Origin of the sequence: Gottfriedia sp. S16(2024), assembly GCF_050473765.1 — a bacterium.
In the GTDB taxonomy this organism is placed as follows: domain Bacteria; phylum Bacillota; class Bacilli; order Bacillales; family Bacillaceae_G; genus Gottfriedia.
In genome coordinates this window covers 3739734-3765572 of sequence record NZ_JBFLUO010000001.1, presented here as the reverse complement: position 1 = coordinate 3765572, position 25839 = coordinate 3739734, and the positions used below count along the sequence as shown (strand labels likewise).

Here is a 25839-nt window from a genome sequence, read left to right as displayed (position 1 = left end):
CAAAAGGGCGTTTTTAAATATCACTTTTCTTTTTTATAAAATCGTTCACCTGTATCTGGATTATAGTAAACTCTTGTTTTCTCCCCTGTTACAGGATCAATATTCACTTCGCTAGTTCGTTGAAATCCTTCTGGTATCTGATTTCCATGATTTCGATTAAATCGTTTATCGTAAATAAAGTAACCTAGCAATAAACAAATAATGAGAAATAAAATTTGGAGACCATAAAAACCGAAAATAAATTTTTCCATTATATTTTCTCGACTACTACAGCCGTTCCATATGCTACAATTCCACTCATATTGTACTTCATGTAGACAGACCCCCTAAAAGTATTGGTATTACAATACTAAACAAGCTACTCACAAAATTATGTCCGTCATTTTGTCCGTTAGATAGCTAAATAACTATTAACTAAAAAAACAGGAAAGAAGCATTTAGATGTTCATATTCATAATTTTAATAACAAACCAAAAAAATAAAATATTAGTTTGATTAGCTTACTACAGAATTAATTACCAGTTCCCTTATGAATTTGATTATAACAATTTTTTTTTGAGAGGTCTATGCACTCATGTATTGGAATTAAAAATAATTTGAAATTGCTTTATGCATCATTACATCTTTTGCTTATTCCTTGGAGCGACTGAATAAGACAAAATCTTAAATAATTATGTAGACCACATCTTTAATCCCCTACACTTCTCCTATGTGCAATCGAGATAATTAATAATCCAAATAAGATCCCAAAATGGTAGTCAAAGTGGTTGAATAGGCAAATATTGTGACATGAATGCTTTAAGGTCTTATTATTTACATTAGTCGGGGTAGAATGTCACATCCGTGGAACTCGATTCAGTCAACTAAACTGTTCACCCCCCTACTTGTATAAACATGTTTCAGGCGGTGGTATTAGAAATTCAAAAATAAACCATGAGCTTTTGGAGAATATTTGTGCTAGAATGAATAGTCTTTTGGATAAAAAAAGAGAGGAATATATATGAATCAAATTCAAACAAAATCATCTAAAAATTTCTTTAAAAACCTAATCAGCCTCATTAAAGGGAAAGTCTTTGTTATCAATGTGCTTCCTGTGTTGGCAGGATATTTTTTATCTTCGCATATCAATCATATTCCACTTGCTGCACATATTGCCTCTTTCTTTGTTACATTAATAGGAAGTGCCTTTGTCATTGCTGGTGCTTTAATGTTGAATAATTGGTACGAAGCCGATTTAGATAAACAAATGGAGCGAACTAAAAATAGACCGAGTGCTACTGGAGAGTTCAGCAAGAAGTTTGTTTTAACATTAGGAGTTACAACAAGCATAATGGGATTTTTTATATTGTTTTTTACTAATGCCGAAGTGTTACTATTTTCATTCGTTGGTTGGTTTTTTTATGTGGTCTTGTACACTTTTTGGAGTAAACAAAAATACTCATGGAACACGATTATTGGTGCCGTATCAGGATGTGTAACACCGTTAATCGGTTGGTCAGTGTTATCTAGTAGCTTTCAACTTATTCCTATGATGATGGCACTCATCGTATTCATTTGGCAAATGCCTCATACTTATTCCATCGCTATACGAAGATTTGATGATTACAAACGGGCAGGATTCGCCATGTTACCTGTTGTATCAGGCGTCAAGAAAACAAAAATCCATCTACTATTTTATCTTATCTGTTTAATTCCAATGCCATTCTTCATGAAATCCCTTGGTTTGTTTTTCATCGGATTTATGACAATTTTAAATATTGGATGGATAATTTTATCGATCAGCGGATTTGCTACACAAAACGAAGCACATTGGGCGAAATGGATGTTTAGATACTCCGTTATTCATATGATGTTATTTCTTATATCTATTATCGTGATGTCAATCTAAAAAGAACCCTGGCTCAAGGGTTCTTTTTATTTCTTCACTCTACATCCTATCTAGATTAATAACATCTTTTAATGCTGCCGCTATCTCTGTAGATTTTTCTTCATTAGTGATGCTACCTGAATATTATCTAGTTGGGAACTGGTTTCTAGTTGCCTAATGATTAACTCTTGTCGTTCCACGGGATGATTTTGGCTTAATTTAGCTTTCGCTTCAATTTTTGAGATGTTTATTCTGAATGCTACAATCCCTTTGCTCATTCCTTCGATATATTGTGAATCTACATTAGTTAAATTGTATAAGCTATCTGGTTCCATTATTGGAACAGTCTGGTTTGTGTCCGAAAATTTGTCCGCACTTTTTTTATTTATATTTAATTCTATAAAAAGTGAAATAAAAAAACCTTGAAATGACAAGGTTTTTTTTTTATATTTTCTCGACTACTACAGCCGTTCCATAAGCAACAATTTCACGGTACATCTCCTTAATCTTATCCCAATAGATTCATATTTTACGCAATTTTATGGACGATTACTATAGAGATTAAAAGAGCTCTGACACTATAAAATTGTCAGAGCTTATCTAATTAATTCGTAGTATTTATTTCGTGATTCTGTTTTTTGGAGTAAACGCTTATAAAGATAAATGATGCGACTAAGAAAATGAAAAGAATGACTCCCACAATTTCGAAATCTAGTTCTGCCCAAGGGTTAAAAAAAGTAAATGCCAGATAGAAGGAAACTCCGTATGCCAAGACGACAATCACCCAACCCATTAGTCTTGACGCAGCTTGACCGATTTTGCTGGACTGGTTCACCATTTTATAGACAATCATCGAATCAATTGTATCCGTAATCATCATCCCAAACATAAAAACTAGCCCTAAAAATAAAGGGGTATATTTACTTACACTTCCAGCCGCCAAAGACCAGACGGCGGTTTGACTTACTGTCTCAGCAGCCAAGGCAAACAAAGCCCCTACTAAAATAATAAGAAAAGGATTTGTAGTCCCCTTCGCAATTTTTGGGATAAACTTTCCCTTTAGTCCGCTAAGTTGAAACTCTTCGTGATTGTTTCTAGTGCGTAATAGATTATACGTATTTAACGTTCCAATAAGGAATAAAGAAAAAATCGACACCCATGATGCAATATTATCAAAATAAGCTGGGAATGAAAAATTCTTTATCACCATTCCTAAAATACCTGCTGTTAATGCTACCATTCCTCCGTGACCCAATGAAAATAATGTCCCCACCCAACGTGCGAACGAACTGCCCATTTTCCAATTAAAACGGGTTTGTCCATCAATAAAAGCAAGATGATCAGCATCCAACCCATGCCGAAGCCCCAATACAAAAACAAGGAAAAACATTGATACTGTTTCCATTAAAAAATTCCTCCCTTTTTTAAACAGTTGCAACATAAAAAATCAATCCTAAACCTTTGACAGATTGAGGATTTTAGAGGACATCCGGGAGAAAAGTGCGGCCAAACCTCCTTTTATTAATGAAAACGTAAATCACTTCTCGTTCCTCTTGACTAAACATGTTACCACCCTTTTGTAATCAAACTTTGTGAATCATTCAAATCATTATCTATTCCTTACTTTCATAATGAAATAAATTTAAAGGTACACCCTTGTAAGCGAGTGACATTTCCCTAATTAAATGTGAAACCACCAATTCACTGTTTGTAAGATTTCCATCTAGTAAAATACCCGCGACCGTTCCACTGTGGGCGACAACGATTCCGCCCTGGTAGCGATCGGCCAACTGAACTAATAGAGGAAAAACAGGCTTTGGCAATATTTTTTGATTCACCCTTGCACTGAGGGTTGCCGCCTCCCCAATATAAGTTATATTTTTTTCCTTAAACCCTTTTGAAACTAGATCAAAAGCTTTAATTAATTGCTGTTGATCGTCCTGGCTGTATACTTTCGGCACTTCATTAAATTCTATTGTTTTGATCATCCCCCCAAGATCGATACCAACGAGAATGAATGGGGGTAAGGTCCCAAAGCTTGCAATCAGTTGCCCGTGAATATATTCATATACCACGACTTCCTCATACATTACCCCATCGGTAGGTTCCACTTTTGCGGCAATCATCGAGATCATTTCATTTGTGAGCGGAATACTATAGCTGTCAGCAATTGCTCTTAATGAAGCAACAATATCCGCTGAACTACTAGCCATCCCCTTGCCGGTTGGGATATTGGAATGGATTTCAAGATACCCACCTCCTCTTATCCCAAAAAGTTGGAGTAATGATTCACCCGCTTTCTTCGCTTTCATTTTGGAATTTACAACCCTTATCCGGGAAACGTTTGTGTCTGGAACAAATCTAGCCTCACTTCGTAAACTCCGGATAGGCAAAGTGATTAAAAACGGACGCTCTTTCATGATACCTTGGACCAATTCCCCAAATGTGCCATTGCAGCTTCCTCTTCCTAGTTTCATTGTTCAGGCTCCTATCCCCTTACTTCATGCCCAGCTCCACTAATATCGCAAGTACCATAAATAATACGACACAGATAATGGAGGTAGTTTTCATAACTGTTACTGTAAGTAAAATATCATCTGCTTTGATCTTCCGTAATGGTTCGCCCATCTTTGCCCGTTCAGAGACTTTACCGAAATAATAATTCGTTCCTCCAAGTTGTATCTGAAGCGCTCCTGCGATTGTCGCTTCTGGAATACCGCTATTTGGACTCGGATGAAGTTTAGCATCCCGTTTCATCATTTTCCAAGCGCCTAGTATATTGAGACGTTTAATCGAACAAGCAAGCAGCATCATTCCAAACGTTAACCGGGCAGGCAAATAGTTTAATAGATCATCTAGTCGGGCCGAGGCCCAGCCTAGGTTTTGATATTTTTCATTCTTATATCCTACCATCGAATCTAACGTATTAACCGCTCGGTACAACATTGCAAGCGGGGCACCCCCGATAAGGGCAAAGCATAACGGTGATATAATGGCATCGACAATGTTTTCGGCTACGGTTTCCACTGCCCCCCGCGAAATTTCACTTTCCTCGAGGTTTTCTGTATCTCTTCCGACAATCATTCCCAGACTTTTACGTGCAGCCCTTAAATCCTGATTTTTCAAGTGTTGGAATACTTCCAACCCTGCATCAGCCAATCCTTTTGTCGCGATGGTCGTTGAAATTAACCAGATTTCCGCAATGACAGCAAGAACGTGATTCACCTGATTGAGGCCGCAAAGCAGCAAAGCAACGATTAAATAGCTGCCGCCAGCAATCAAAATAGGAAATAAGAGTCCTGCCAGTTTCAAATACCTTTCCTTTACGATGAAAAAACGAATCGCTTTTTCCAAACGACTAATAGACTTCCCAATGATGACCACCGGATGTAGCAGCTTTTGGGGGTCACCAATGATTCGATCAATAAAATAAGCAATAACAATATTAATGGCATGAACTAACATCGAATTCTCAGCCCTCCTGACTCATTACTACTTCACATGTGGCCTCATAAACAAGGCAGCCAATTGTATTCCCAATGGAGGTGGCGGTGCCTGCAAAAAAAGGGGTTGGAAGATAGTTTACTTGACTGGTAGCCAGGTTCATTATTTTAGCCTTAGTTGCAGACCGGAAAAAACGGTGTATGCTTCATCTGCTTCGGCTGCCAATAATTGATTGATTTTTCCTAGAACATCCTGAAAAAAACGCCCCAACGACGATAACGCGACACCACCTAGACCTACCTCATTAGAAACAACAATCACATGCTGATGATTTTCTTGTATCACCTTAATCCAACGATCCACTTCCTCTATTAAACTGGTTATCTTGTTTTCTTCCTTGAGTTCCTGATCTGTTAACCACATACAATGATTGGACAGCCACGAAGAAATACAATCAACTAAAATAACATCGTAGCTTTGATAGACGGTTTGAACAGAAGTTAGTTCGTTCGGTTCTTCTAATAAGTCCCATTCACTTGGGCGCCGCTTCTTATGGCTATCAATTCTTTTCACCATTTCTTGATCGGCTTGGACTCCGAATGCAACATAAAGGACTCTACCTGTATGACTGAAAGCCAAGCGTTCCGCAAATTCACTCTTCCCGGAGCGAATTCCTCCAGTTACATAGGTTAAGGTCATGATGGATTCACCTCTTTACTTACTTCAATTAAGGCTTGGATTAAGCATTGATTTTCTTCTTCGGTTCGAATCGCAATCCGAAAATCCTGATCCGTTAGCCCCGGATACATGGTACAGGAGCGTATTAAGATTCCTTTATGACCCATGCGCCACTGTAATTCAACCGCCGTGATGCCAGCTGTTATCCTAACTAACAGAAAATTGGCTTGACCGGGAAAAACCTTCCACCCAAGTTTTTCTTCAATGGCTAGTTTGACAAGGCTTCTTTGCTCCTGAATTAGGGTAATCGTTTCTCCCTCGTATACCTTTTCGTTTAGGACCGCTTCACCAACCAATAGTGCCATTTGGTTGACACTCCAAGTTACTTGTTTCGCCTGAAACTTTAATATCAGGCTTGGATCGGCCACCATATACCCCAGCCGGAGACCAGGAATCGCATAGAACTTTGTCATCGAGCGAACTAGGATTACTTGTTTCCAACGTTGCAATTCCTCAAGCAGCGTGACTCGTGTTTCGATTGGAAGAAAATCAATAAATGCCTCGTCTATTATCAAATATGTATTTGTCTTCTTTGCCTGTTCTGCCATCTCGACAAGTTCTTCCTTCGAATATGTTACACCAGTGGGATTGTTGGGATGTCCTACAAATACAAGATCGGTTTTCGCTATTAATTGAAGGAATTCCGATTGATCAGGCTTAAAATCATTTTCTACCCTGCCGACCAATGAATTGATGGTAGCACCATAAGCTCTAGCAAGCTCTTCGTATTCCGAGAAGCAAGGATATACAACCCCCACTGTTTCAGGTTGCAATCCTAAAATCGTAAGGGCGATACACTCTGCTGCTCCATTTCCTATCAAAATCTGTTCTGGTGAAACGGAGTGTTTTTCCGCCAGCTTTTGTTTAAGAACACGATGGGCGGGATCGGGATAATGGACGATCGACTCCAGTTGCTCCTTTATCAACTCAATTACACTAGCAGGTGGACCAAGTGGATTGATATTCGCACTAAAATCTAACAGCTGCGATGAATCTTTACCAAACAATTGTTGGGCCGTCAGTAAATCGCCACCATGACCAAATTTTTCAATATAGACCATTAAAACTCAATTCCCTTCACGGCAGGAATTCCTTCGTTATAATAATGCTTAACTGGCTTCATTTCGGTTACTAAATCCGCACAAGCGATGATTTCCTCTTTGGCTGACCGTCCGGTAATCACCAAATGCATCCCCTTAGGGCGCTTCTGAATCAACTCAATAACTTCTGTTAACGGAAGGACATCGTCAATCGGAAATTTATCAATTGCGAGCGCATTATTTAGTTCATCTAAAATGACAACATCATAGCTGCCAAACTGGACCTTTTCTTTTGTAAAAGACCAAGCGGTTTTTAGGGCTACCCGATGTTCCTCTGGTGTTTTCGTCCACGTAAAGCCGATTCCTGTCTGCACGATTTCAATCCCTAATTTTTCGAACGTAATTTTTTCCCCGTACGTTCGATCAGGCGATTTAATAAATTGAATCATAAGCACTCGTTTTCCCCGACCCGCGGCACGAACTGCGAGCCCAAGGGCTGCTGTCGTCTTCCCTTTTCCATCACCGGTGTAAACTAGTGTAAGACCGCGCTTTGCTTTGTTTTCAGTTACCTCTTCCATACGCTTCCCTCCTCATTACAACCAGACTGTCTTTTCTTCAAAGGATGTCCTAGCCGGAACTTTCGCCTTTTTTAATACTTCTGAATCGGGATAACCGATAAACAAATTTCCGATGATTTTCTTGTTTTCGGGTGAGCCAATAAACTCATACATTCGATGGTCACGAACAAGTCCGACTCCCCTTGTCCGCCAAACCAGACCTAATCCTAATTCTTTGGCGGAAAGCCACATCGAATGGATCGCACAGCATACGGCATATTCATTATCGGCAGATGCCTCTTCATCGTCTGCAACGATGTCAGCGGTAACGACAATATGGACCGGTGTTGTTTTTAGTACCTTTAAGGAGCTTTCGATTAAATTTGGCTTGGTTGGAAAGCGTTCCTGTAGATATTCATAGGCCAACGCTTCATAGCGTTTTTTTGCTTCGCCTTTAATCACATAAAAGCTCCATGGTTCACGCATCCGGTCATTCGGTGCCCATGTCGCTGCTTCTAATAAGGTGTGAATCTTTTCTTCCTCTACCTCTTGAGCCGCATAATCACGGATTGCTCTTCGGGTTTTGATTTCAGCTAAAATCGACATCTTAGCCCCTCCCAATTCCAACTAATTGTTTTTCATCTGCTTCTTGAAACCAGCGTAATTTCTCGCGAAGACCGACCACATCACCCACGAGAACAATCGCAGGATGAGTAATCCCGACTTCTAGAACCCGGACTTCGATATCCTTTAAACTCCCTGTCACCGTTTTCTGCTTGGTCGTGGTCCCCCATTGGATAATGGCTGCTTTCGTATCAGGGCTTTTTCCGTTCTCTATTAATTTCGAAACAATATAAGGTAAATTCCCAATTCCCATATAAAAGGCAATTGTATCGATTCCTTGAGCGAGAGCTGACCAATTTAATTGATCCGCACTTTTTTCCGCACGGCCGTGGCCTGTGACGATCGCGAAGGTGGAAGCATAATCGCGGTGAGTAACCGGAATTCCAGCATAAGCAGGCGCTGCAATACCAGCTGTAATCCCCGGTACTATTTCATAATGAACACCATGTTCTGCAAGAATTTCCGCTTCTTCACCGACACGGCCGAAAATGCAAGGATCGCCTCCTTTTAATCTGGTGACAGTTTTGCCTTGACTGGCTTTTTCAATTAACAACTGATGGATTTGATCTTGAATGAGATGATGTTTCCCTGGTAGTTTTCCACAAAATATCAACTCTGCCTCCGTCTTTGCATACTTGAGCAGTTCCTCATTTACTAAACGGTCATATAAAATCACATCCGCCTGTTGGATACACTCCATCCCGTAAACCGTGATTAGTTTAGGGTCTCCCGGTCCAGCACCAACAAGATACACTTTTCCATTTATCATCTTCTAGCTCCTTCCTAAATTACTCATTTGAAATTCCAGCCGATGCAAAAGTGGCCATTTCTTTTAACATTAAGGTTGCTGATTGTAAGATTGGAAAGGCCACTGCTGCCCCACTTCCTTCTCCTAGCCGCAAATCTAAATCAAGAAGTGGCTTTTTGCCTAATAACTGCAGCGCAATTTCATGTCCAGGCTCGACGGAACGATGGCCGACAATCATATACTCCGCTGCTGTCTGACAGATTTCCCTTGCCAAAAGAGCTGCAATCGTGCAAATAAACCCATCTATTAATATCGGAATTCGGTTTTGAGCGGCGGAGAGCATTGCACCTGTCATTCCGGCAATTTCCAAACCGCCAATTTTTGCTAAGATATCGATGGGATCCTTCCGGTCAGGGTTCCTTTCCTTTATCGCCCTTGTGATGACCTCTTTTTTATGACGAATTTTTTCTCGTGCAATCCCTGTTCCTCGGCCGACGAGTACATCGATGTCCTGTCCGCTTAAAACCGCTGCAATCGCACTGCTTGACGTCGTATTACCAATCCCCATTTCACCAACAATTAGGCATTTGATTCCCTGTTTAATCATCTGTTCCGCCCGTTCATAGCCAACTGTAATGGCTTGTTCGGCCTCTGCTCTTGTTATTGCATCTTGTTGGCAAAAATTGTTGGTTCCATAGCGAATTTTTCGATTCACAAACCCGTTAGCATCAATATCTGCTGCCACACCGATATCGACGACTTCAAACATGGCTCCGATTTGCCGGCTAAAAACATTGATGGCCGCACCGCTGTTTAAAAAGTTTTTGACCATTTGCACGGTAACTTCCTGAGGGAAAGCGGACACCCCTTCTTCGACTACACCATGATCAGCGGCAAAAACTATAACACCGGGCGGTGATACGACTGGGAATGATACAGATGTCATTTCCGACAGATGAATGGCTAATTCCTCTAATTTCCCCAAACTGCCCGGAGGTTTGGTTAACGTATCGATATACTCACGAACTTGCTGTCCCATTTCTCTATCAAGTGGCTGGATTCCTGTTATTACGCTATTCATTGGGTGATCTCCTTTTTTGATAATCCTTCATTAAATGTTCAATGACATTCAGTTTAACGTGTGCCCTTACATGTTCTGCCAGCCGGTCAAACGCTTCTTCCCGCAATTCGTTAAAAGATTGGCGCATGTGGATGGGCTCCAATCCCTTTTTACGGCGGAGCTGATTAAGTAATTCCTCACGAAATTCATCATTATGGAATATCCCATGAAAATAAGTGCCTATGACGGTTTCGTCTAGGGAATGACAACCATCCCATTTTTCATTTGTAAAAATAAGCCCTTGGGACGATCCTGTCGCCACGGTTTCACCCATATGAATCTCGTAACCTGTCACATGAAATTTTTTTCCGAAAAGATGCAACTCCCCATTTGATAGGATCGTCGTCTTATCTTTCGTAATGGTAGTTTCAATTGGCAGTAACTGAAGGCCTTCGATTTCTTTATGAAGAGACTCGATCGCCAACGGATCCTCAATTTTATCACCGAGCAATTGATAGCCACCACAGATCCCGAAAAGTACGGAGTGTTTCTTTTTATGTAGTTCTGCTATTTTTTGAGCGATGCCGCTCTTTCGTAAAAAAAGTAAATCTTCAATCGTATTCTTGCTGCCCGGGAGAATGACTAAATCTGGATTTAGTAATTGATCCGCTCTCGTTATAAAACGAACATGACAATCCGGCTCAGCAAAAAACGGGTCGACATCGGTGAAATTTGAGATTTTCGGATACTGAATCACCGCGATATCCAATTCTTTTTCAGTATTTTGAGTAGATGTATATTGATTTAAAATCACGGAATCCTCGGCATCAATATTTAGATTCTGCAAGTAAGGAATCACGCCGAGAATGGGTTTTCCTGTATACTCCTCAAACCACGTTAATCCAGATTCTAGCAGGCTGAGATCACCGCGGAATTTATTGATGATTACACCAATTACTCGATCGCGGTCCTCTGGTTCCATTAGCTGAAGGGTTCCTACTAAACTAGCAAACACTCCGCCTTTTTCGATATCCCCAATTAAAATCACAGGGGCATCCGCCATTTTGGCGACCCGCATATTAACTAGTTCCCGGTCATTCAGATTAATCTCGGCCGGACTACCAGCCCCTTCAATGACAATTCGTTCATAATTTTGGGACAGAGTGGACAGTGATTGTTGAATAAGTTCCAATCCCGTTTGAAAGAATTCCCGGCGGTACCTTCCTGCTTCCATATTTTTATATGGTTTACCATGGACGACAATTTGGGATTGGTTATCCCGGTTCGGCTTTAGTAGAATCGGGTTCATATCGGTGGTTGCCTGAATACATGCGGCTTCGGCCTGAACACCTTGTGCTCTGCCGATTTCTTTTCCATCCACTGTGATATAGGAATTTAACGCCATATTTTGTGATTTAAATGGAACCGTTTTATATCCGTCCTGGGCGAATATCCGGCAAAAGGCGGTCACGACAACACTTTTGCCAACATCCGAATTGGTACCTTGAAACATAAGTGGGAGAGCTTTAGTCATTTTGTTTGAACTCCTTACATTTCTTCACCCAATTTTCGACAAGCTCAGGGCATGAGCCAAAATGAAAATGGGTATAACCTGCAATTAAATTCCCTTTCCTATAGCCCTCCTGCTTAAACCCACGCATCCCTTTCGTTTGGTAGGCCGGTTCAAAAACCGTTCTCGGATGAAAGGTGGAGTAGTGAAATTCATGGCCTCTTGCACTCAGATTTCCCGCTAACAAGAAATTTTCTTCTTCTGCAGTGATTTCTCGGTATCCCAAAGCAGCTAGTTTTGTCTGCATTTTCACCTTTCCAGGAATGATCCCTACCATGTTGTAACTCGTTTCATCCGTTGTTTCCAACGATTCAGTTAAGTACATAAACCCGCCGCATTCTGCCAAGGTTGGCATTCCTTTTTCAATGGCCGTTCGAATCGAGTTTTTTACCTCTGTCTGTTTGGTCAGCTCCTCCGCAAATTCCTCTGGGAAACCGCCACCGATATATAAGCCATGGACATGTTCCGGCAGGCATTCACCTTTTAATGGAGAGAACTCGATTAGCTCGGCTCCTGCGGCTGCTAACATGTCGAGATTTTCCTGATAGTAAAAATTGAAAGCGGCATCTCGTGCGACTGCAATTTTTACAGTTGCCTGCTCCGCTCTTTTAAACTGGGATTCTTTTATCTTTAATAGAGGGGCTTGTGCCAAGTCATATATAGAATCTACATCAACTGTTTCAAGGACCAATTTACCTAGTTGCTCAAAAAATGGATCCAATTCTCCCCGTTCAACGGAGGGTATCAACCCTAAATGCCGTTCCGGTATCGAGAGTTCCTCGTTTCTTTTCAAATAGCCAAGGACGGGAATACCGCATTCTTGCTCAATCGCGGTTTGAACGATTTTAAAATGCCCTTCGCTACCCACCCGATTGGCGATCACCCCGACTATATTGGCTTCCTTCAAAAACGTTTGAAATCCCTTTACAATGGCTGCCGCACTACGGGCCATACTGGCACAATTCACGACCAAAATGACCGGACTTTCGGTGACGAGACTGATTTCGGCAGTTGATCCCGTATTATTTAGAGGATTTTTCCCATCAAAGAATCCCATGACCCCCTCGATGACGGAAATATCCGCCCCATTACTTGCGAGGTTAACAATTTCTTTGACCATCTCGTGGTTGAGCATCCAGCTGTCAATGTTTCTTGACGTTCTCCCCGTGACCGCCGTATGATAGGTCGGATCGATATAATCTGGACCGCATTTAAAGCCCTGGACGGTATAGCCCTTTTTCCTTAAAGCAGACATCAGCCCGATTGTCAGCGTCGTTTTTCCGACACCGCTGCCTGTCCCTGCAATCACAAGTCTACGAGTAGACATTCTATTTCCCTCCTCTCTCAATAGGGAATCACCGCTACTGATATGGTGACATTACCTGATTTCTTCTTTATCAACGTTAGATGTTCCGCTGCGCTGTACAATAAAGCAGCCGGCTCACTGACACCGTATGCACCGGTAAATTTAAAGACTGTTTCAGAAGGGTTCTGAAGTTTAATCGAATTCAATTCAACTGGGGTGTAATAAATAAACTCCCAGCCGTTTTTTTTCGCCACTTCAAGCAGTCCTGCTTCATCCTTTTTTAGATCTATCGTGCAAACCGCTTTGACACTTTTTTTTGAAAACTTTAATTCCTTAAGTGTTTCGTCGATTACTGCTTCGATTTCCGCTGCAGTTGTCCCACGGTTGCAACCCAATCCAAGGGCGATCACCTTTGGTCGATATAAAACTCCATTATGTAAAATCTCCGTTTCATCTTCGGATAAATTCCGATGGGTTACTACTAAGGCAGCATCTGGCTTTGCGGCCAGCGCTTCTTGAATCGATGAATACGGCTGAATATTTCCTGGTAGCGGCCGGTCATATGACCACCAGTCTTTTTCACCTGACTCCTGAACCACGGCGATTTTTTCTTCGTTTACAACCGAAGCGCTAACGGGCGTCAGCTTATCAGCCGAGTCCCAAATCCAGCCAAATCGTTTCCCGAACAAATCAACCGCAATCGTTTCCTGTACGTCTGAAGCTGTGGTAATAATTGGACGGGCCTGTAGAGTGGCCGCCACTTCTTTCGTTAGTTCATTTGCACCGCCGATATGGCCTGACAGCACGCTGATCACATGTTCACCCTTATCATCGATAACGACAACCGCAGGATCTGTTTTTTTATCCTTTAAAATAGGTGCAATCATTCGTACCACGGCTCCAAGGGAAATGATGATAATAAGCCCATTGTAGGCCTCGAAAAGAGCGGGCAGAAGAAGTCGAACGCTCCCGGTAAATAACTGGATGTCCTTGTTCCTCTCATCTCCTTTTTCAAACTTCGCCATATAGTACACATCGGCATTTTGAAACGAATGTCCCAGCTTGCGGGCCAGTTCGACCCCATGCTTTGTAATGGCGACAACCGCATAGTCCCCCTTCTGCTGGATGACCGCCCTTTGCGCTTCTTGGAGCTCGATCATTACGATTCCACCCCCCTACGGAATCCGTGTGTAAACTGTTTGTCATACAGCTTGGAACGATAATCTTGTTCGTGGATGTTTTCATCCAGTGCCCATCCTGCTAAAATCATCGCCTGTTTACGAATCCCATTAATCCGCATATCCTCGTCTAAGCGTTCCAGTGTGGTCCGGACAATTTTTTGATCTGGCCACGACGCTTTATAAACAACCGCAACAGGAGTATCCTTGCTCCATCCTGCCCCGGTCAATTCCTTGACAAGTTTCTTCGTTAACGTCGCACTTAAGAAAAGCGCAATCGTGCAATTATGTTTTGCTAAATCCGCCAGCTTTTCAAATTCTGGCACAGGTGTCCTACCCTCGGCTCTTGTAAGGATCACGGTTTGGGTTAAATCAGGAATCGTCAGCTCAGCTTGAGCGGCCGCGGCGGCCGCAAACACAGAACTCACACCTGGAACAATTTCTATTTCGATTCCTCTCTTCTTTAACAAGACGATTTGTTCCATAATCGCCCCATAGACAGCCGGATCGCCCGTGTGTACACGAACAACCTTTTTCCCTTGCAGAATTCGGTCAGCCATGACGTCAACCATTTCTTCTAAGTGCATCCCAGCAGTTTTCAATATTTCGGCGGAAGGTTTTGCTTTTGCAATTAAGTCTTCGTTTACAAGAGAATCCGCATATAGAATAACATCTGCCTCCTGAAGATACTGAAGGCCTTTTACCGTGATTAAATCAGGATCGCCCGGTCCGGCACCAATGATATAAAGCTTCATTTTCTCACCACCATTAATGTTAAATATTCAAGCTCAGCTCCTTCGAGCTCATCTGCCCTCCAAATAATTTCTTCATCCGATGTTACCTTTGTAACGACTGAAGCCTTGTCAAGCAAATCTAAATCTCGTAATACTTCTAGCATTAAATCAATCACTTTCGCTACTTTTATAAAAATGACACAATCATTGTCTTGAATGACTTTTTTCATGGTTTCATAGTCATCCCGTGCTGGAACAATCGCAACATGCTCATCCCCATCTGCCAATGGAATTCCCAGCCTAGAAGCCGCCCCATTGATGGACGAAATCCCCGGAACAACTTCAATCGGAACTTGCGGATACTTCTGCTGCATCAAACGCATCATATGAATAAACGTGCTGTATAAAAGAGGGTCCCCTTCAGTTACAAAAGCAACATCCTTTCCCTCCTGCAGCTTGGCCCATACATTTTCCACGGTTTCCGTCCATTTTCTTTCTAATGTGGCTGGATCCTTTGTCATTGGAAAGACAAGGCCCAGCATTTCTTTTTCGTTCGACTGAAAATAGACATCAATGATTCGATGGGCATAACTTTTGCTGCCCTTTTGTTTTTTCGGATAGGCAATCACTGGTGATTCCTTTAATTTACGAAACGCCTTAACGGTAATAAGCTCTGGATCTCCTGGGCCAACCCCAAGGCCGTATAATGTACCTAACATGTTTACTCCCCTTCCTTGCGCCAAGCTTCGATTATGTAAATCGGATTTAATGCATCAAATCTTGTTAAATTTAAAATGGGCTTACTTCTGGATATTTGAGCAAGAGTAATGTTCGTCTCATATCCTCGCTCTTTAAACACAAGCATCGCTTCTGATAGATTTTCAATTGTGACGGCATTTAAGACAATGCGTCCACACGCTTTCAAGCGGCTACAGCAAATATCCAAAATGTCCTCCATCCCACCTGCCGTCCCGCCAATAAATACCGCATCCGGATCCGCGAAGGTTTCTAGTCCCTCTGGTGCTTTCCCATGGACGAGTGTTGCATCCACACGAAACTTTACTAAATTTTGCTTACAGTTTTCTAAGTCGCCCTCGTTCTTTTCGATGGCAAACAATTGTCCTTCCCTGGCGATTTTCGCAGCCTCAATCGCAACAGAACCTGTGCATGTCCCAATATCCCAAACCGTGCTATCTTCTTTTAACCTTAGGCCACTAATGCTTAGTGTGCGAATTTCCTTTTTTGTAATTAAGCCCTTATCTGGTTTACGCTGTAAAAATTCCGAATCGTCAATGCCTATCGGCCAATGTGGGCTTTCCCCTTTTTTCTTAAGAATTACTACATTGAGCGGTGAAAACTCTTCATCCTTCATTTCAGAAAGGGTAAACCAGCGGCATCGTTCCTTGTCACTGCCTAGGTTCTCGCCCACAAACGCCTCATATTCAGTCATGCCAAAGGAAAGTAAATATTGAGCGATTTTATTTGGGGAATTTTCTGTGTCGGTTAAGATTGCGACTGTTTTTTTTCCATCCACCCGCTGTGCCAACCCTTTTATACTCCTGCCGTGAACACTAGTAAAATAAGCATCCTGCCATCTTTCTTTCATTCTGGCAAAAGCAAGCTGGATTGAACTTATATATGGATAAATATCCAAATCGATTTTAGAAGATAAATAGCTTCCAATTCCATAGAATAACGGGTCTCCTGAAGCTAGAATGACTACCTTTCTAGTCTCCGACTGCAACCGTTCCACTAGAGAATAAAGCCCGCCTTCAATCGCCATTTTTTCGCCGGCGAATTCAGAAAAAAAAGCAAGCTGTCTTTTTCCTCCTATTAAGAGTTCACTTTCATTAATCCACTTTTCGTACATTGGGAGTAGGCTGACTTTCCCTTCGTCCCCAATGCCGATCATTTTAATTGATGGCACTCTTTCGCACCGCCTTTCCTAACAATTGCCCCTTCATGGTATATAGGGTCGTATCTATGTCGATCCCACCATCGACTTCTTTTAACGCAGCGACGCAGCAATAGTCGCTAAGCATTTCGAAAAAGGATAGGTGGCCCTGTGCTGTCATCAAATCACCAACCTGTGATGCCGTATTGGCAGTTCGAATTTCCTCGACCAGTGTAGCATCAGCACCGGTACGGCTTGCCACCTCAGCTAAAAAATCAAAATCTATAGGGGCACTTTTTGAGTGAACCATCATGATCCCCATTGCCACTTTTGAGAATTTCCCCATCATGCCGACCATCGAAACTCTCTTTACCTCTTGCTTCTTGCATTGTTTAAGAGTAAACCCGACAAAGTCACCCATTTCGATAAAAGCTTCTTCAGACAGCTCAGGAAATTGCTTCATGGCATTTTTCTCGCTCCGCCCGCCTGTTGTAATGACAACGTGCTCGCAGCCACTTGCTCGGGCAACACTAATTGCCTGGATGATACTAGCTTTATAAGCGGCTGTGGAAAAAGGAACGACAATCCCGCGGGTTCCGAGAATAGAAATCCCGCCAATGATCCCTAAGCGTCCATTGAGTGTTTTTTTGGCGATCTCTTCACCGGCTGGTACGGAAATGACGATTTTAATGCCTCTTGTAATCCCGAATTCTTTTAATACCCCTTCTGCTGTCTCGCAGATCATCCTGCGGGGAACGGGGTTAATCGCGGCCTCGCCGACAGGAACGGGCAAGCCGTCCTTTGTAACGCGGCCAACACCAATTCCCCCATCAAGCACAATGCCTGGTTCATCGAGCCATGACACAGTAGAAACAATCAAGGCCCCATGGGTGGCATCTGGGTCATCCCCCGCGTCTTTTATCGTACTGGCTGTAGCCGTTTGTTCCGTTACTTCACAGTTTTCTACCTGAAAGGTTGCAAACCGCTTAACGGGCAAGTATATCGTTGATTCTGTTTGCTGTTCACCGGTAATTAATGCCGTCAGCGCTGCTTTGGTGGTTGCTGTTGCGCAGGCCCCAGTCGTATATCCTTCCCGCAGCTTACCTTTTGGTACTTCCTGCATGGGTTATCCGAGTTCAGCCATAATGGAAATGGCATTTAATGCGGCAACGGTCACGGTACTGCCACCTTTACGGCCAATATTGGTGATGAATGGGATATCGAGCTTAGCTAGTTCTTCCTTTGACTCAGCCGCAGAAACAAACCCAACAGGCAATCCAATGACAAGACCAGGTTTTGCTTCTCCTTCTTTAATTAGGCGGATAAGTTCGAGTAAGGCGGTTGGGGCATTCCCAATGGCAAAAATACCGCCATCTGCTTCTTTGATCGCCTTTCGCATCGAAATAATCGCCCTTGTTGTATTCAGCCGTTTGGCTTCCTGGATGACATCTGGGTCGGAAATATAGACTTTGATTTCTCCACCGAATTTTTGAATTCGCGCTTTATTTGCCCCACTTTGAATCATTTGAACATCTGCAACTACCATTTTTCCGCTCCGAATAGCCCGAATACCGGACTGAATAGCGTCAGGATGGAAGAGGACGCTTTGCCCGAGTTCAAAATCAGCGGATGCATGGATGATACGCTGGACAATTGGATACTGTTCCTCGGTAAAAGGATGCTCACCAATTTCTTCATTAATCATTTCAAAACTTCTACCTTCAATCTGTTCCGGCTGGACGGTTAAGGGTTTAAATTCGGTACGAAAATCCATTTATCTCACTCCTGTATTAAAATGATTGTTCTGTTGTAACCTTGGTGTGGAACCAATCTTTTTATGTAATTCTGCGATGACATCGATAAAATTAGTATAGACGGTGCCATAATTCAGTTTCGGGCGGCCAATAAGGATAACCTCAATCCCCAGTTCCTTGGCTGCTTCCACCTTTTCATCGACCGATCCGACTTTCCCACTCTCTTTAGTGACCATTAAGTTCACGCCATATTGCTTATATAGGGCTTTGTCGAACTCTTTTGAAAATGGGCCCTGGATCGCAATAATATTTTTCTGCGGCAGTCCTAGTTGCTCACATTTTTCCATATTATCCATACGAGGCAGCATCCTGGCGATCAAGCGAATGTCCGGGTTACCTAATAGTTTTTCTGTGAAAATTTGAAGCGTCTTGCTGCCTGTCGTCAGCATTACCACGCCTTTATTGGCCAATGCAAGCTCGGCAGCTTCCTCGTAGCTTTCGACGACTTTCATTTTGTCATATTGGAATTTTTGTGACTCCCGTTCATACCGAACATAGGGGATTCCCGCCGTTTCGGCCGCCTTGATTGCGTTTTTGGAAGCTTCTTCAGCAAACGGATGACTGGCATCGACAACCGCTAGAATCCCTTTTGTGTCAATCAACCTCACCATGTCTGTATCCGTTAATCTTCCTACTTGAACACGTATCCCTGACTCCCTTAATTCAACTGCTGCATTTTCTGTGACTACTGAGGCAAGGAAATCGAAGCCTTCCTTTTTTATTTCTAAAGCAAGGGCTCTTGCATCACTTGTTCCGGCTAACACGAAGATCATCCTCTATCTCCAGCCTTTTGCACCGCATGTTCGTGATCATGGTGATGGTCATGATGGTGATGGTCATGGCCGTGATGATGATCGTGGTCATGATCATGGTGGTGGTGATGATCGATATGTTCCATCACATTAAGACGATATTGGCAAGTATCGCAGTTCATCTTCACCTCATCACGGAGAGCTTCTTCCACCCGATCTATTAAAATCCTCTGTAATTTTGGATGATAACCAAAATAGTCAGCCAACCGAATTTCGACAGCGGGATATTGATTTTGAATAGGTACCATCATATCTTCTAAGCGTTTAATCAGGATGCCAGTGAATAGAAAGTAAGGCAGGATTACTACTTTTTTTGCTCCAAGTTTAATACAGCGCTCAATCCCTTCGTTCACTAAGGGATTGGTCACCCCCATAAAAGCAGGTTCGACGATTTTATAGTTTGTTTTTTCCCATAGTAATCTAGCAATTTTATATAAATCACTATTCGCATCGGGATCACTTCCGCCACGTCCTAACAAAAGGACAGCCGTATCGTCTTCGATGGTTTCTACATTCTCGCCAATTTCCATTAATCTAGTTTTTAGAATTTCAAATGTTTCCTCATGAACACCAATTGGCCGACCATAAGTAAATTGAACAAGCGGATATTTATTCTTTGCCTCATCAATAGCTGCTGGAATATGAATTTTGGAGTGTCCTGCCTGTAAGAGCATGATCGGAATCACGACAATATGGTCGGCCCCTTTCTCTACACATAGATCGATGCCCTGATTCACTGTTGGTCGTTCAAATTCTAAAAAACACGTCTCGACCAGAAAAGAACCTTCCCAAGTCTTACTCATCTCACGGATGAACTCACGAACCTGCTGATTTCCCTCTTGATCTTTACTTCCATGCCCCACAAATAAAATTGCTCTCAAAATATTTCCTCCCCTTTGTTTTTTAAATGCCTTACCTTCCAATTACCGCTAGTCTTCTCTCCTTTATTCCCCGCAAACAGCCGCTTCGATTTTAAGGTTTGGTGTGATATCCTGATACACAAAACCTTGAACCTCTTTGACCCGTTTAAAAAATTTATAGAAACGTTCATTTGGATAGGCCTTTTGTTGGTACTCTTGAACAATCCCCTCTATGATTCCCACAATTTTGTCCGGTGCAATTCCTTCAGCTACGATTTGGCCAGTATGAGCGGTTCTTCCTGCTGTCTTGGCTCCTAAAAACAAATCAAACGCTCCTTTACGGTAGACAATGCCAATATCTTCTTTTACGGCTCCATAACAGGCCATGCCGCAGCCATTCACACCAAGCTTCAGTTCTTTTGGGAGTTCTATGCCACCAAGCCTTTCTTGTAGCTCATCGGCATAAGGAATGGAATCCTTCTTTTCTCCGTCACAAAAATCACATGCTTTTACGGTTAATACGTCGCCAACAGGAGCAATTAAAAAGTTGGCTGTAGTTAGTTTTTTAATAATCTCATCAGGCTTAGAGGTTAAAATTTGCAGCTTCATAAAATGGTCTTGTGTGTATTCCATGACTCCTTCTTCTCCGACAATTTCGGAAAGAATAACCATCTGATGCGCGGTAAATTTTTTATTGACGACACCAGGGCTGACCGCTACCTCAAAAATAGATTGAAAGTCTTGCTTCACAATTAAATCTTGGTTTCGTCCATAGGTCTCACCAAGGTTCATTTGCAAGGCTTCCTCAGCCAACTCTCTTGGCGACTCTTTCACTGAGGTTGGGGTGACTGATTTCTTGTTTATCGGCATTACATCTTCCATTTGCTCCAGTGCCCATGGTTCGGCTTCCTTTTGCAGTCGCTGATGCGGTTTCAAAGGCTGAATTGCCTGATTTAATGTATACTTCCGCTGATAACCACGCGGAGTGATCATTAATTCATCGTAGAAAAATGTTGAAGAGTTGCCTATTAAAACGGTGGTTAACATGCCAATTTCATGATCTAACATCTCTTGTAAATTGGTTAAGACGATCTTTTGACTATCACGGAAGGCGCTCTTTACCAATCCTACAGGGGTGTCTGGCGAGCGATATTTTAATAGAATTTTTTGTGCTTCCATGATCTGCCGTGTTCTTCTCCCGCTTTTTGGATTGTATAGGGCAATGACAAAATCAGCTTGAGCTGCCGCTTCGATTCGTTTCTCGATCAAACTCCAAGGTGTTAAATGGTCACTTAAGCTAATCGTACAGGCATCATGCATGACCGGCGCGCCTAATAAAGCAGCACAGGAGTTGATGGCAGAAATGCCAGGAACCACCTCTACTTTTACCCCTGAGTCTTTTTTCCAGCCTTTTTCAATTAGCACTTCGTAAACAAGTCCTGCCATTCCATATACACCGGCATCACCGCTCGAAATGACAGCTACCGTGTAACCGAGCTCAGCTTGTTTCACAGCCTCTTGGGCACGGCTCACTTCTTCTGTCATTCCTGTGCTGATGATTTGCTTTCCAGCTATTAATCCCTTGATTAAATCAACGTAGGTTTTGTATCCGATGATGATATCACTTTCTTGGATGGCTTCCTTTGCCCGTCCGGTAATATGTTTTTCATCACCAGGGCCAAAACCAATTACCAATAATTTGCCTTTCACACTATTACGCCACCTTTCACAATTTCAAACTAGAATCCAGCTACTATCCGCTGTTAAATCTTTTCTTTAACCGCTTTTTGTATTCCTTCGATGCATTCCGACCCTTCTGGATGTATGAATCCAGCTTCGGAATATTGATAGATCGAATGCTCCTGAAGGCAATGACCTTCCGCCAGATGACGCTTTACAATCGTAGTTCCCACTTCTGGGGTTACGTTTTTATACCAAGTCCCTGAAGGATAGACGATGGCAACGGGTGCATCCTTACATCTCCCATTGCATCTCGTTCTTGTAGTATGTATGATTGAATCTAAGCTTAAATTGGTGATTTCATTCCGTATTGCTTGTGTCGCTTCCTCCCCACCCTTTCTCATACAGCTGCTGCCGTTACAAATGAAAACATGGTGTTTCGTTCCTTGTAAATTCCAAGTAGTCATGTCACACACTCCCTTTCGTTTTTTCATAAAAAAAGCACCCCTATGAACATAGGGGTGCAGAATATATACACACAAAAAATAGCGATGTAAGTTCAGCACTTCTACCTATGTTCCCGTAGGTTGATTGAAGCTATTAGGTAAAGGCAGGTCTCCTGACTTAGGTTCATCATTCTATTGCGTCTTCCCAAATTCCTTCAGTGACATCTGCAATGAACTCCCCTTACAGTGGCGGGTACCGTGACGGATTTAAACCGTACTTCCCTATTAAGCACAATTTTCATTGTGCACCAATCCTAATCTATTCAATTTTTAAAAAGACTTGTTTCTTCTAGAGGCATAAAAAAATGATTTAGAATCATTAAAACGAAAAAATCCGTTCAACATAAGTTGAACGGATAAAACGCCAGCACAAAGAAAGTTAATAAATAATCCTTTTTGTCCAAACGTTTCATCTTCTCAACCCCCGAAGAACTCGAAACTTTAAAAGCTAAGACAGGTCTCCTGACTTGTGTATCTTCCTACTTTAGACCCTTCCCGTAACGTCCATATAAACGTTTCAGTGGTTTGTCTATTTCGTCCACACTTACAGTTGCGGGGACAGTTCTGGTAATGCTCCAGATTCCCTATTAAGCCCTAAGGCATCTTAACTAATTGTTAACAAATTAATATTTAATTTATTATATATTAATATACTAGTCTATCAGATTTAATATTTCAAGAGTTTTTAGACTTCTTTTAAGAAAACGCTAACCGCCAATAACTTCATCCTGTTTAAGTAATTGAATTAATATAGAAATAGCAGAAATTAAATATCGACATTTCTTTTTTTAAAACTTATTGTTATTTAAGGACAAGTAAAAAGAGAACTCTTCGTGTGGTTTTCTTGTAAATTTGTGCGTGAAATTGTCCGCACTTTTTTTATTTTTTATTTAATTCTATAAAAATTAAAATAAAAAAACCTTGTAATTACAAGGTTTTTTAATTATATTTTCTCGACTACTACAGCCGTTCCATAAGCAACAATTTCATTGTTACTCTATTACATCTTATCAACCCGTTACATTTTCACATCACAAAACCTATCTAATCCGTCCCGAGTACTGGCCCCACCTACGCCAAATACGATGATGGCCACACATGCCATCCAACCTACTATTCAGTATATCAGAAAACGCTTACATTTTCAATATTTAGAATTTTCGTTTAAAATATTTTATAACTCATGTATAACTGACTTTCCTTTTTCCTTCATACATCATCAAATACTTGATAATTTTTGTGTGATACAACTGTTCTGTTTCCTTCAAACAGCAATTCCGTTTTATTATCGATTATATTTACAATAACTGTATTTTCATTGACCTTTTCAACAATCCCTTTAATTCCATTCTTAAAAAAGACATGTTCCCCTAATTCAGCTATATTTTTTGCCTTGAATTTCATCTTCTTCTCCCCAATCATCATCATTATTTTTCTTAGTTTCACTTCATTGCTATATTTTGATTTTTCTTATTCACAATTGAAAACGCCTTCATCAATATGTAGATGAACATTAGTTCGTACCAAGTTAGCTAGCTTAAATGATAATACGACTAAATCCTTTTTGTAATTCTAACTTATACAAATAACCTAGTGGACATTTTTTTATTCGTTTCATACAATGATGAAAAATTAAGAAGAATGATTTTAATTACTTTTTTTTTCAAACTACTTTTTTATTATATTACCAAAACTTTAGATATAAATATAGTATTTTTTTTGAATACTGAAATTTTAGGAGCGTTTAAAGACATCGATATGGTTATTATAAAATTGACTTCAAGCGAAAGGTAAAGGAGATTAAACAAAATATTCTACGATATTTTAAGCTAATTACCATTTAAAACATTGATCAACTAATACCTGTATCTAAAATTAAATATTAATTCGTTAGAATGGGCATATAAAAGATGGAATTTTAGCTCCACCATTTTTGCTAAACGTCAGTTAGTTCATTTGTTTGACCGTATCACCAAAGTATCAACTAGTTTAGAATCATCACCTTATACAACTAATAAAAATAGTCCGTTAGTAACATTTTTTAAACCATTAAAAAAGTGTAAGAAATTTTTACATCCCTACACTTTTCTTAATTGATTAATTATTTTTGTGACACAGTTATTGTTTTTGGACTTGTCGTAACTTTAAGCCTTGTTTACTAATCACTTCTGTTGATACTGTGTTCGTAGCATTATGGTGGTATTGTAAAAGGTTTCCTTTTTTTACACATATTAAGCTTTTACTTTTGAAGAAGATTCATATAAATCTACCGCTTCATTTACTGTGAATCCTTTATGAACGATGGAATGTATCGCTTGGATCATTGCAAGTGGATGTTGAGATTGCCAAATATTTCTTCCCATATCCACACCAGCTGCACCTTGCTCCATAGCATTATACGTAATTTCTAGTGCTTCACGAATTGTATCAAATTTGGGGCCACCTGCAATAACTATTGGAACCGGGCACTTACTTGTTACCTGTTCAAAGTCGTCGCAGTAATAAGTCTTAACAATATCGGTTCCCATTTCAGCAAGAACTCTTGAAGCTAATGCTAAGAACCTGGCATCCCGTTTTTCAAGCTCTTTTCCAACTGCAGTAATTCCAAGTACAGGTATTCCGTAATCATGAGCATCAGTTACAACTTGAGCTAGATTTGTTACTGTTTGAGTTTCATAGTCAGATCCAATAAAAACCGAAACCCCTACACCAACAACATTATGGCGAATTGCTTCTTTTATTGAAGTAACAATCGTTTCATTCGCTAGATCCTTCCCTAACGTTGTAGGACCGCCCGAAACACGAAGAACCATTGGTTTTTCCGTATTTTTCGGAATACATGCTGCAAGTGTACCTCTTGTTAAATATAGTGAATCCGTGTATGGAAGTAAGTCTCTGACAGTTTCTTCAGGCTTTTCTAAACCTCTTATTGGCCCTAAGAAATAGCCATGATCTATCGCAAGCATTACAGCCCTCTTATTTGGTAAGATTTTGTTTAATCGATTTTGAAATCCCCAGCTCACTATCTATTCACTCCTTAACTTGATTTCTGGATTCTTTATATTCACAACATCTCTTTCCAAAATATGCGGAGATTTAATGAAGAGGGCTTTAAAGATTTTGTCAGTTTGATTGATAAGGTAATGTGCATCTCCTGGTCGGCATTGAATCATATCACCTGGTATTGTAGGAACTTTATTACCATTAATATAGAAATCTATCTGCCCTTCTAGGATATAGAAAATTTCTTCGCAAACTGTATGATAATGGTTTTGGAAGTCTTGACCTGGTTTCAATACAACCACACCAATATCTATATTTGGACCTTTTGTTAAATATTTCGGCCCGTTGTCGCCAAACCGATAATCGAAGTCATTTTCGTGAACTTTCTTCATCCCTTCACACCC

26 protein-coding genes and 2 riboswitches are annotated in these 25839 nt (G+C 41.1%); of the genes, 1 reads left to right on the top strand and 25 read right to left on the bottom strand.

Features of this window, described 5'->3' with window-relative positions:
* Positions 1-20 precede the first annotated feature (20 nt).
* The gene (locus tag AB1282_RS17750; RefSeq protein ID WP_056465490.1) at positions 21-251 is read right to left on the bottom strand and encodes a hypothetical protein; all 231 of its coding nucleotides are present in this window, start codon (positions 249-251) and stop codon (positions 21-23) included.
* Between the two features lie 749 nt (positions 252-1000).
* Here AB1282_RS17750 and cyoE point away from each other — a divergent pair.
* A complete protein-coding gene (gene cyoE / locus AB1282_RS17745) occupies positions 1001-1888 on the top strand; it encodes a heme o synthase (RefSeq protein ID WP_056465488.1) in 888 nt (295 codons plus the stop codon).
* Positions 1889-2471: 583 nt separating this feature from the next.
* On the opposite strand, the gene AB1282_RS17740 is transcribed toward cyoE, so the two are convergent.
* From AB1282_RS17740 to AB1282_RS17625, 24 genes are all read right to left on the bottom strand, one after another.
* The gene (locus AB1282_RS17740; protein WP_056465486.1) at positions 2472-3272 is read right to left on the bottom strand and encodes a sodium:proton antiporter; all 801 of its coding nucleotides are present in this window, start codon (positions 3270-3272) and stop codon (positions 2472-2474) included.
* Positions 3273-3480: 208 nt separating this feature from the next.
* Entirely contained in the window at positions 3481-4344 is an 864-nt protein-coding gene (locus AB1282_RS17735; protein ID WP_429899674.1) for a kinase, read from the bottom strand.
* A gap of 19 nt (positions 4345-4363) precedes the next feature.
* Positions 4364-5332, bottom strand: coding sequence for an adenosylcobinamide-phosphate synthase CbiB (gene cbiB, locus AB1282_RS17730; RefSeq protein WP_429899673.1), 969 nt, complete (start codon positions 5330-5332; stop codon positions 4364-4366).
* Positions 5333-5473: 141 nt separating this feature from the next.
* Positions 5474-6010, bottom strand: coding sequence for a bifunctional adenosylcobinamide kinase/adenosylcobinamide-phosphate guanylyltransferase (cobU, locus tag AB1282_RS17725; RefSeq protein WP_429899672.1), 537 nt, complete (start codon positions 6008-6010; stop codon positions 5474-5476).
* Entirely contained in the window at positions 6007-7110 is a 1104-nt protein-coding gene (gene cobD, locus AB1282_RS17720; RefSeq protein WP_056465478.1) for a threonine-phosphate decarboxylase CobD, read from the bottom strand. Before cobD ends, cobU begins: the two co-directional genes overlap by 4 nt.
* Positions 7110-7667, bottom strand: a complete 558-nt coding sequence (cobO, locus tag AB1282_RS17715; RefSeq protein ID WP_056465476.1) for a cob(I)yrinic acid a,c-diamide adenosyltransferase — start codon at positions 7665-7667, stop codon at positions 7110-7112. Before cobO ends, cobD begins: the two co-directional genes overlap by 1 nt.
* Positions 7668-7682: 15 nt before the next feature.
* On the bottom strand, positions 7683-8252 hold the full coding sequence (locus AB1282_RS17710) for a nitroreductase family protein (protein WP_056465474.1): 570 nt from the start codon (positions 8250-8252) through the stop codon (positions 7683-7685).
* Between the two features lies 1 nt (position 8253).
* On the bottom strand, positions 8254-9039 hold the full coding sequence (gene cobA / locus AB1282_RS17705) for a uroporphyrinogen-III C-methyltransferase (RefSeq protein WP_056465472.1): 786 nt from the start codon (positions 9037-9039) through the stop codon (positions 8254-8256).
* Between the two features lie 19 nt (positions 9040-9058).
* The gene (gene cobT, locus AB1282_RS17700) at positions 9059-10099 is read right to left on the bottom strand and encodes a nicotinate-nucleotide--dimethylbenzimidazole phosphoribosyltransferase (RefSeq protein WP_429899671.1); all 1041 of its coding nucleotides are present in this window, start codon (positions 10097-10099) and stop codon (positions 9059-9061) included.
* The gene (locus AB1282_RS17695; protein WP_429899670.1) at positions 10092-11612 is read right to left on the bottom strand and encodes a cobyric acid synthase; all 1521 of its coding nucleotides are present in this window, start codon (positions 11610-11612) and stop codon (positions 10092-10094) included. Before AB1282_RS17695 ends, cobT begins: the two co-directional genes overlap by 8 nt.
* The gene (locus tag AB1282_RS17690; RefSeq protein WP_056465468.1) at positions 11605-12975 is read right to left on the bottom strand and encodes a cobyrinate a,c-diamide synthase; all 1371 of its coding nucleotides are present in this window, start codon (positions 12973-12975) and stop codon (positions 11605-11607) included. Before AB1282_RS17690 ends, AB1282_RS17695 begins: the two co-directional genes overlap by 8 nt.
* A gap of 17 nt (positions 12976-12992) precedes the next feature.
* Complete coding sequence (locus AB1282_RS17685) at positions 12993-14114, bottom strand: cobalt-precorrin 5A hydrolase (RefSeq protein ID WP_056465465.1); 1122 nt, start codon at positions 14112-14114, stop codon at positions 12993-12995.
* The gene (gene cobM / locus AB1282_RS17680; protein WP_056465463.1) at positions 14114-14887 is read right to left on the bottom strand and encodes a precorrin-4 C(11)-methyltransferase; all 774 of its coding nucleotides are present in this window, start codon (positions 14885-14887) and stop codon (positions 14114-14116) included. Before cobM ends, AB1282_RS17685 begins: the two co-directional genes overlap by 1 nt.
* Entirely contained in the window at positions 14884-15585 is a 702-nt protein-coding gene (cobI, locus tag AB1282_RS17675; RefSeq protein ID WP_056465461.1) for a precorrin-2 C(20)-methyltransferase, read from the bottom strand. Before cobI ends, cobM begins: the two co-directional genes overlap by 4 nt.
* A 2-nt stretch (positions 15586-15587) precedes the next feature.
* The gene (cbiE, locus tag AB1282_RS17670; protein ID WP_429901172.1) at positions 15588-16778 is read right to left on the bottom strand and encodes a precorrin-6y C5,15-methyltransferase (decarboxylating) subunit CbiE; all 1191 of its coding nucleotides are present in this window, start codon (positions 16776-16778) and stop codon (positions 15588-15590) included.
* A gap of 1 nt (position 16779) precedes the next feature.
* A complete protein-coding gene (locus AB1282_RS17665; RefSeq protein WP_056465459.1) occupies positions 16780-17883 on the bottom strand; it encodes a cobalt-precorrin-5B (C(1))-methyltransferase in 1104 nt (367 codons plus the stop codon).
* Between the two features lie 3 nt (positions 17884-17886).
* Entirely contained in the window at positions 17887-18534 is a 648-nt protein-coding gene (locus AB1282_RS17660) for a precorrin-8X methylmutase (RefSeq protein ID WP_429899669.1), read from the bottom strand.
* The gene (gene cobK / locus AB1282_RS17655; protein ID WP_429899668.1) at positions 18535-19347 is read right to left on the bottom strand and encodes a precorrin-6A reductase; all 813 of its coding nucleotides are present in this window, start codon (positions 19345-19347) and stop codon (positions 18535-18537) included.
* Positions 19344-20267 carry a sirohydrochlorin chelatase gene (locus AB1282_RS17650; protein WP_429899667.1) on the bottom strand — a complete coding sequence of 308 codons (924 nt, stop codon included), beginning with the start codon at positions 20265-20267 and terminating at the stop codon, positions 19344-19346. Before AB1282_RS17650 ends, cobK begins: the two co-directional genes overlap by 4 nt.
* A 63-nt stretch (positions 20268-20330) precedes the next feature.
* Positions 20331-21956 carry a precorrin-3B C(17)-methyltransferase gene (gene cobJ / locus AB1282_RS17645; RefSeq protein ID WP_429899666.1) on the bottom strand — a complete coding sequence of 542 codons (1626 nt, stop codon included), beginning with the start codon at positions 21954-21956 and terminating at the stop codon, positions 20331-20333.
* A gap of 53 nt (positions 21957-22009) precedes the next feature.
* Entirely contained in the window at positions 22010-22393 is a 384-nt protein-coding gene (locus tag AB1282_RS17640; protein ID WP_056466994.1) for a (2Fe-2S) ferredoxin domain-containing protein, read from the bottom strand.
* Between the two features lie 125 nt (positions 22394-22518).
* Positions 22519-22700, bottom strand: a riboswitch (cobalamin riboswitch).
* 167 nt (positions 22701-22867) lie between these two features.
* Positions 22868-23054, bottom strand: a riboswitch (cobalamin riboswitch).
* A gap of 587 nt (positions 23055-23641) precedes the next feature.
* Positions 23642-23836: a DUF2187 family protein gene (locus AB1282_RS17635; RefSeq protein WP_429899665.1), complete on the bottom strand. Its 195-nt coding sequence runs from the start codon at positions 23834-23836 to the stop codon at positions 23642-23644.
* Between the two features lie 827 nt (positions 23837-24663).
* Positions 24664-25455 carry a 3-hydroxy-5-phosphonooxypentane-2,4-dione thiolase gene (gene lsrF / locus AB1282_RS17630; protein ID WP_429899664.1) on the bottom strand — a complete coding sequence of 264 codons (792 nt, stop codon included), beginning with the start codon at positions 25453-25455 and terminating at the stop codon, positions 24664-24666.
* A gap of 3 nt (positions 25456-25458) precedes the next feature.
* Positions 25459-25827: a cupin domain-containing protein gene (locus AB1282_RS17625; RefSeq protein ID WP_056465448.1), complete on the bottom strand. Its 369-nt coding sequence runs from the start codon at positions 25825-25827 to the stop codon at positions 25459-25461.
* Between the last annotated feature and the right edge of the window lie 12 nt (positions 25828-25839).